The 4,060-nt window shown below is 42.9% G+C and carries 4 protein-coding genes; 3 read left to right on the top strand and 1 reads right to left on the bottom strand.

Going from position 1 to position 4,060, the window contains the following annotated elements; translation table 11 throughout:
- The coding region (locus tag FJ354_07015; GenBank protein ID MBM3906401.1) for a ribonucleotide-diphosphate reductase subunit beta at positions 1-1,169 on the bottom strand (1,169 nt) is incomplete at its 3' end.
- 76 nt (positions 1,170-1,245) lie between these two features.
- Between FJ354_07015 and FJ354_07020 the strand changes: the two genes are divergently transcribed.
- The 3 genes from FJ354_07020 to FJ354_07030 form a co-directional block, all read left to right on the top strand.
- The gene (locus FJ354_07020; GenBank protein MBM3906402.1) at positions 1,246-2,154 is read left to right on the top strand and encodes a dihydroorotate dehydrogenase; all 909 of its coding nucleotides are present in this window, start codon (positions 1,246-1,248) and stop codon (positions 2,152-2,154) included.
- Positions 2,155-2,164: 10 nt separating this feature from the next.
- On the top strand, positions 2,165-2,950 hold the full coding sequence (locus FJ354_07025) for a dihydroorotate dehydrogenase electron transfer subunit (GenBank protein ID MBM3906403.1): 786 nt from the start codon (positions 2,165-2,167) through the stop codon (positions 2,948-2,950).
- Positions 2,951-3,014: 64 nt separating this feature from the next.
- Positions 3,015-4,060 (top strand): radical SAM protein (locus FJ354_07030; protein ID MBM3906404.1); only part of this gene is annotated, 1,046 nt, incomplete at its 3' end.

The raw sequence follows: 4,060 nt of genomic DNA on the forward strand, positions 1-4,060 counted from the left end.
TCTCTTCTTCCAAAGTCCTGACGTTCTTCTCTCTGTGGTTGTGGTGGGCGCTCTGTTGGCTCTTTGTATTTTTCTCCAATCTCTGTGATTCGAACGTTTAGCTTGTCCAGTAGAGTCTGGTTTAGTCCTGCGCCGTATACATCAACGCGTGCAGCAATTGCTGCCTTTGATGCGATGGCTCGAGCCATCTTGCCTCGCTGCCATCGTGGTGCTGCGTGAACTATTGGGTGTTGGAACAAAATTCCGTGCTTTGGTGGTTGTGTTCCGGTCTTTAGTGCCCGAAATAGAGCCTTTTCTGCGCCAAGAACCTGAATGGTGCTTGCAGGAAGTGTTGCCAATTTCTTGATGCTCCCTGCTTTGGCCAAAATTCTTGCCCCAACCGCAGTGCCAAGTATGGCCGAAACGTTTGGAGCAATGGACTTCATCTGAGATTCAATGTGGGATTCAATTGCATTTCTTGCCTTTGCCATGTCAAGAATTTGTTTTGCTATTGATTGGACTATGGCGAGATTTTCTGGGGAAATATCACCACCCTTACTTTTTTGCTGAATTACAGAAAGCATCTGGACTTTGGAATCTGGAAAGCCCGCATCCTGGTAGACTCGCTCTGAAAGAGAAGATCTGTTGCCAGCCATGACGATTTGTGCATAACCGTTTATGCTGTCTATGATATTGTCAAGTTCTGGAAAGTGCAAACCATACCATTCTCGCAATCTTGATGATAAACCGTTAATCATTACGTCCATTTCGTCAAGCGCATTGATTGCCTGGATGATGTGCAGGTCTGGACTCTGGGATACCTCAGTAACCCTTGATGCCGATAGTGATAATGCAAAGTCTCTAAGCTTTGACATGGCGTCGCCGACATTTTTTGCAAATCCAGCATCAACTAAGACCTGGGGCTTGTTTGCTTGGATTTCGTCTAGTTGTTTTTCATCCATTATCTGAACGTCAAGTGATTCTTTTTTGAGCACCTTGAGCAGTGCGTCATCACTTATGAAAAATCCCGCGTTTAATTCTCTGAGATAATTAATGATGGAATTGTTTTTTAGATTACCTTTTTTTGCTTCCACAAATTCTGCTGCTGAATTATCAAAGGCAAATGATTTGGAAACGGTATTATTTTGTGAAACTACAATTCCAAGCTCTGTTACTATAACAAAATACACAATGCAGGTTTGATCTTCGGATTAAAAAAGCTACCATAAATCAACTATTATAAGACAACAAATCCAACTCAATCAAGTGACGCCTGACCTTTCTGTATCGATTGGACCAATCAAATTTGGCAGGCCTGCAATGCTTGCCTCGGGAATTTTGGGCATATCGCTTGAGGTTTTCAATCGAATTTATCGCAGCGGGGCAGGTGCGGTAGTATCAAAATCACTTAGTAAGGAGCCATGGGATGGCTATCCAAATCCAACCATTGTAGGAATCGAAGGTGGCTATCTTAATGCAGTAGGGCTCTCAAATCCCGGTGCCCCATATTTTGCAAACATGATAAAGCCAAACAAGGACGTTCCAATCATAGTTAGTCTGGTTGGCTCTATTGAAGACGAATTTGAATTCATGGTAAAACAGTTTGAGGGTTGTAATGTTGCGGCATACGAGCTAAACCTGTCTTGCCCTCATGTGGAAAAGGTCGGACTCGAAGTAGGCGATGATCCAAAACTGGTAACAAAAATTGTATCTAGAGTCAAGTCGGTTGCAAAAGCTCCAGTGATAGGTAAAGTCGGACTTGGCACTACAAACTATCTGGATACCGTCAAGGCTGCAATCGACGGAGGAGCAGATGCAATCACGGCAATTAACACTCTGCGCGCAATGGGAATTGATATAGAGACGCAACGACCAATACTGAGCCATAAAATTGGAGGACTGTCTGGTCTTGCGATAAAACCTGTGGCAGTCCGATGCGTCTATGAAATCACATCAAAATTCGACATTCCAGTAATTGGTTGTGGTGGAGTCTCTACATGGGAAGATGCACTAGAGTTTATCTTTGCAGGGGCGTCTGCCGTGCAAGTGGGCAGCGCGATAGGTGATGGGTGGATCGACATCTTTGGAAACATCAATGATGGTATTGAAAATTACATGAAGAAAAAAGGATATATAAAAATCTCGGAGATGGTAGGTCTTGCAAAGCGTTTCTAATACGCCATCCATTAGAACAATTGAAAAGGTAATAGACGAAACCCCGACTGTCCGAACTATAATAATATCTGATTCAAATCTGGAAAATGTTTTGCCTGGACAATTCGCAATGGTATGGATTCCAGGTGTGAACGAGCTGCCAATGAGCATAATGATTACAGAAGAAAAAGGCAAGGCCGCATTTACTGTTCGAAAGCGCGGCGTATCATCTACTGCCTTGTATGACCTAAAGGTGGGACAGCAAATCGGAGTCCGCGGTCCATATGGCAATTCATTTGACATTCGTGACGGCAAAATTGCACTTATTGGTGGCGGGACAGGCTTAGTCCCGCTGATGAGGCTAGCAAAATTTGCCAAGCCGACAAACGATATTACAATACTGATGGGCTCCAAGTCAAAAGACGAAGTTTTCTTTGAAAGTCTTGCAAATAGAATTCTTGTGGATAAAAAGCACCAAATTATAGTAACTACAGAAGACGGCTCGTACGGAGAACGAGGCTTTGTTACAGACGTGCTGGAAAATCTAGTCAAGGGTACAAAGTTTGATGCAATTTACACTTGTGGTCCTGAAAAAATGATGCACAAAATTGTCCAACTTGCAAATTCAAAAGGAATTTTCGTCCAAGCATCACTGGAACGAATGATGAAATGCGCAATAGGAATCTGCGGCAGCTGTTGCATGGATGAAGTATTGGTGTGTCATGACGGTACTATCTTCGATGGAAAATTTCTGGCAAACTCGCAAGAATTTGGTCACAATCATAGAGCCAAGTCTGGAATCTTGGAAAATTACTAATCCAACGAAATCCCGCTATAAAACTACCTAAAGGTTTAAAATAAATAAAAAAAGAGACGCGTCAATGGCAAAACCCAAGATCGTACTGACAGCAGACCGAACTCTGATGTCTAACTATAGGGGTATCTCACTAGCTACCTTCTTTGGATGCGCGCCAGCACTGGATCCAAACCGAGATCACAACTCTTTTTGGTACAAAATTCTAAAAAACCAAGTAACCCCAAAGGTTCTCTTTGACTTTATCTGTAATCCAATTCCACACAACAATGGGGTTGCGGCATACGCCCCATACGGCCTAAGAAAAGTAGAGGCAGGCCTATTACGCGACGGATTTGCAAGAGAAGATGTAGTGGTAGCACATCCAGACCATGTCGAAAAATTCATCGGCCCTGAAACCCAAGTGGTTGGTACATATGAGATGGACCCGCTTGGAATGGGCCCAGTCACCATGACATTTACCTATGGAAGAAAGCAAATGTCGTACGACGAATATTACAATATTGATTTACACAAAAAAATCATAGAGGCAAAGAAAAAGAACGGAAGTAATGCCAAGGTAATCTCCGGCGCTTCTGGAACATGGCAGTACAACTATGATCCAGAAAAAATAGAAGAGCTTGGGATCTATGCTATTTTAGAAGGCGAGCTTGGTGGAATCGCGCCAGAAATTGACGGACATGCAGGCAGATTTTTCAATTATCTAATTGACGGCGAATTTGAAAACATGAATCCCTTTAGGAAGCGAAGTGATTTCAAAGTAGACATCAAAGAATACGAAAGAAATGGAAGAAAGCTACATGGAAGATTTGTGAACTTCTGGGACAGACCGGAAATTGACGAAATTCCGGAAATTGTCGAACCATCAATGCATGGGATGATTGAAGTAATGAGGGGATGCGGCCGTGGATGCAAATTCTGTGACGTAACACTTAGAGCATTAAGATATTATCCACCAGAAAAAGTAAAGCGAGAAATCGAAGTCAATATCAAAAAGGGCGGAATGCGTAGTGCGTGGCTTCACTCTGATGATATTTTCGTATATGGAATGGATCCTCGAACCAACAAGCAAATGGAGCCAAATAGAGATGCACTAGAGGAACTGTTCCAGGC

This window comes from Nitrososphaerota archaeon (assembly GCA_016872055.1).
Lineage (GTDB): Archaea > Thermoproteota > Nitrososphaeria > Nitrososphaerales > Nitrosopumilaceae > Nitrosotenuis.